Source organism: Mycobacterium parascrofulaceum ATCC BAA-614 (assembly GCF_000164135.1).
Classification (GTDB): Bacteria; Actinomycetota; Actinomycetes; order Mycobacteriales; family Mycobacteriaceae; genus Mycobacterium; species Mycobacterium parascrofulaceum.
Map to the genome: position 1 here is coordinate 1,843,630 of NZ_GG770553.1, position 4,092 is coordinate 1,847,721.

The following is a 4,092-nucleotide window of genomic DNA, read 5'->3' on the forward strand; positions in this document are numbered from 1 at the left end:
CGGCTCGCGCGCAGCGCGGTGGCCGGCCACCCCGACATCGCCGTCGCCCCGGTGCTGCGGCTGCGGGCGCTGGTCCGCGACTCGGTCGGGCTGGGCAGCACCGCCCGCGAGCGCAACGTCGCCGGCCGGGTGCTGCTGCGCGGAACGCGGCCGGGCACCGAGGTCCTGGTGGTCGACGACATCGTCACCACCGGGGCGACGGCACGCGAGTCGGTGCGGGTGCTGCGCGCCGCCGGCGTCCGCGTCACCGCCGTGCTGACGCTCGCCGTCGCGTGAGGCTGTGCGGCCGCCAAGAGTATGTGAAGAACTCGCAACAGCTCCGCGAAATCAGTGGCATGGCGAGGCGAACAAGAGCTAACGTCGAGGACAACGTTAATCAACTCACTGGTCTGACTCACTGGTCGCGACATTCGCAGGTTGAGACCCCACTTTCGGGAAGGGGTGAGTATTCGACACCTTGCATCGGCGAGCAGCCTGCGGCGGTGACGTATCTGATCACCCGCTCTCCCCACCTCGTCGGCGCGTCGTCAGCAAGCCGGGCACGCAGGTCGCGTGCGACGTGAAAGAGAAACGAGTTGTCACGTATGTCAAGGCTATCCGTGGATTCCGGTCAAATTCTTGACCAACCGCCGACGCAAACCGACGGCCAAGTTCAACCGACGACCACCGCCGAAGTCGTATTCAAGGGCCGCAACGTAGAAATCCCCGACCACTACCGTCTGTACGTCTCCCAGAAACTCGCCCGCCTCGAGCGGTTCGATCGCTCCATCTATCTCTTCGATGTCGAGCTCAAACACGCGCCGAACCGGCGTCAGCGCAAGTCGTGCCAACGCGTGGAGATCACCGCCCGCGGCCGCGGACCGGTGAGCCGGGCGGAGGCCTGCGCCAACAGCTTTTACGCGGCGTTCGAGTCCGCGGTGGACAAGCTCGAGAACCGGCTGCGCCGCGTCAAGGACCGCCGCAAGGTCCACTACGGCGACAAGACGCCGGTGTCGCTGGCCGCCGCCACCGCGGTCGTGCCGCCACCGCCGCGGGAACGCCTGCCCGAACCGCCGGCCGAGCACGGAGTCGACGGCGCCGAGACCGACCACGAGCCCGGCCGGATCGTGCGGACCAAGGAGCACCCGGCCACCCCGATGACGGTCGACGACGCGCTCTACGAGATGGAGCTCGTCGGGCACGACTTCTTCCTCTTCCACGACAAGCAGACCGAGCGGCCCTGCGTGGTCTACCGCCGGCACGCCTACGACTACGGGCTGATCAGGCTCTCCTGACGGTCTCCAGGCGGCGACCCGGCCTTTGCGGGGTTGTCACCTACCATGGGAGTCGCTCAAAGAGAAGAGACTCCTACCAACAGGGGACAACACCGTGCTGTCGAAGTTGCTGCGCCTCGGCGAAGGCCGCATGCTCAAGCGTCTCAAGCGGGTGTCTGACTATGTCAACACCTTGTCCGACGAGGTCGAGAAGCTGACCGACGCGGAGCTGCGGGCCAAGACCGACGAGTTCAAGAAGCGGCACGCCGACGGCGAGAGCCTCGACGACCTGCTGCCCGAGGCGTTCGCGGTGGCCCGGGAGGCGGCCTGGCGGGTGCTCGACCAGCGCCCGTTCGACGTGCAGGTGATGGGCGCGGCGGCGCTGCACTTCGGCAACGTCGCCGAGATGAAGACTGGTGAGGGCAAGACGCTGACCTCGGTGTTGCCGGCCTACCTCAACGGCATCGGCGGCAAGGGCGTGCACGTCGTCACGGTCAACGACTACCTGGCCAAACGCGACAGCGAGTGGATGGGCCGGGTGCACCGGTTCCTCGGTCTGGACGTCGGCGTGATCCTCGCGCAGATGACGCCCGACGAGCGCCGCGTCGCCTACAACGCCGACATCACCTACGGCACCAACAACGAGTTCGGCTTCGACTACCTGCGCGACAACATGGCGCATTCGCTCGACGACCTCGTGCAGCGCGGCCACAACTTCGCCATCGTCGACGAGGTCGACTCCATCCTGATCGACGAGGCGCGCACCCCGCTGATCATCTCCGGACCCGCCGACGGCGCCTCCAACTGGTACCTCGAGTTCGCCCGGCTGGCCCCGCTGATGGAAAAGGACGTCCACTACGAGGTGGACCTGCGCAAGCGCACCGTCGGCGTGCACGAGCTCGGGGTCGAGTTCGTCGAGGACCAGCTCGGCATCGACAACCTCTACGAGGCCGCCAACTCCCCGCTGGTCAGCTACCTCAACAACGCGCTGAAGGCCAAGGAGCTGTTCAACCGCGACAAGGACTACATCGTCCGCGACGGCGAGGTGCTGATCGTCGACGAGTTCACCGGCCGCGTCCTGTACGGCCGCCGCTACAACGAGGGCATGCACCAGGCCATCGAGGCCAAGGAGCACGTCGAGATCAAGGCCGAGAACCAGACGCTGGCCACCATCACGCTGCAGAACTACTTCCGGCTCTACGACAAGCTCGCCGGGATGACCGGGACCGCCCAGACCGAGGCGGCCGAGCTGCACGAGATCTACAAGCTGGGCGTGGTGCCGATCCCGACCAACAAGCCGATGATCCGCACCGACTGCTCCGACCTGATCTACAAGACCGAGGAGGCCAAGTACATCGCCGTGGTCGACGACGTCGTCGAGCGCTACGAGAAGGGCCAGCCCGTCCTGATCGGCACCACCAGCGTCGAGCGCTCCGAGTACCTGTCCCGGCAGTTCCAGAAGCGTCGCGTCCCGCACAACGTGCTCAACGCCAAGTACCACGAGCAGGAGGCGCAGATCGTCGCCGTGGCGGGCCGCCGCGGCGGGGTCACGGTGGCCACCAACATGGCCGGCCGCGGTACCGACATCGTGCTGGGCGGCAACGTCGACTTCCTCACCGACCAGCGGTTGCGCGAGCGCGGCCTCGATCCGGTGGAGACCCCCGACGAGTACGAGGCGGCCTGGCACTCCGAGCTGCCCAAGGTCAAGGAGGAGGCCGGCAAGGAGGCCGCCGAGGTGATCGAGGCCGGCGGCCTGTACGTGCTGGGCACCGAGCGGCACGAGTCGCGCCGCATCGACAACCAGCTGCGCGGCCGCTCCGGCCGGCAGGGCGACCCGGGCGAGTCCCGCTTCTACCTGTCGCTGGGCGACGAGCTCATGCGCCGGTTCAACGGCGCCGCGCTCGAGGCGATGCTCAACCGCCTGAACCTGCCCGACGACGTGCCGATCGAGGCCAAGATGGTCACCCGCGCGATCAAGAGCGCCCAGACCCAGGTCGAGCAGCAGAACTTCGAGGTCAGAAAGAACGTCCTCAAGTACGACGAGGTGATGAACCAGCAGCGCAAGGTGATCTACGCCGAGCGCCGCCGCATCCTGGAGGGCGAGAACCTCAAGGAGCAGGCGCTGGACATGGTCCGCGACGTGGTCACCGCCTACGTCGACGGCGCGACGGCCGAGGGCTACGCCGAGGACTGGGACCTGGAGGCGTTGTGGACGGCGCTCAAGACGCTGTACCCGGTCGGCATCGACCACGAGAAGTTGATGCGCCTGGACGGCGACTCCGAGCGTGACGATCTCACCCGCGAGGAGCTGCTCGACGAACTGCTCAAGGACGCCGAACGCGCTTATGCCGCAAGGGAAGCCGAGCTGGAAGAGATCGCCGGCGAGGGGGCGATGCGGCAGCTGGAGCGCAACGTGCTGCTCAACGTCATCGACCGCAAGTGGCGCGAGCACCTCTACGAGATGGACTACCTCAAGGAGGGCATCGGGCTGCGCGCGATGGCGCAGCGCGACCCGCTGGTGGAGTACCAGCGCGAGGGTTACGACATGTTCATGGCGATGCTCGACGGCATGAAGGAGGAGTCGGTCGGCTTCCTGTTCAACGTCACCGTCGAGGCGGTACCCGCCCCGCAGGTCGCCCCGGTCGCCGTGCCCGAGGGTTTGGCCGACCTCGGCAAGCAGCCGGAGCAGGAGGCGCCCGTCGAGGCGCGCGAGGAGCCCCGAACCGTGTTGCAGGCCAAGGGCATCGACGACGAACGGCCCGCGCTGACCTACTCGGGCCCGTCGGAGGACGGCTCGGCGCAGGTGCAGCGCAACGGCGGCGACGCCAAGACGCCGGCC

General features: G+C 67.5%; 3 protein-coding genes. All 3 read left to right on the top strand.

From position 1 onward, the window contains the following. On the top strand, nucleotides 1-276 hold a 276-nt coding region (locus HMPREF0591_RS08645), incomplete at its 5' end, for a ComF family protein (RefSeq protein ID WP_007168101.1). Between the two features lie 323 nt (nucleotides 277-599). Next, the gene (gene hpf / locus HMPREF0591_RS08650) at nucleotides 600-1,274 is read left to right on the top strand and encodes a ribosome hibernation-promoting factor, HPF/YfiA family (protein WP_040621439.1); all 675 of its coding nucleotides are present in this window, start codon (nucleotides 600-602) and stop codon (nucleotides 1,272-1,274) included. 94 nt (nucleotides 1,275-1,368) lie between these two features. After that, the coding region (gene secA, locus HMPREF0591_RS08655) for a preprotein translocase subunit SecA (RefSeq protein WP_007168104.1) at nucleotides 1,369-4,092 on the top strand (2,724 nt) is incomplete at its 3' end.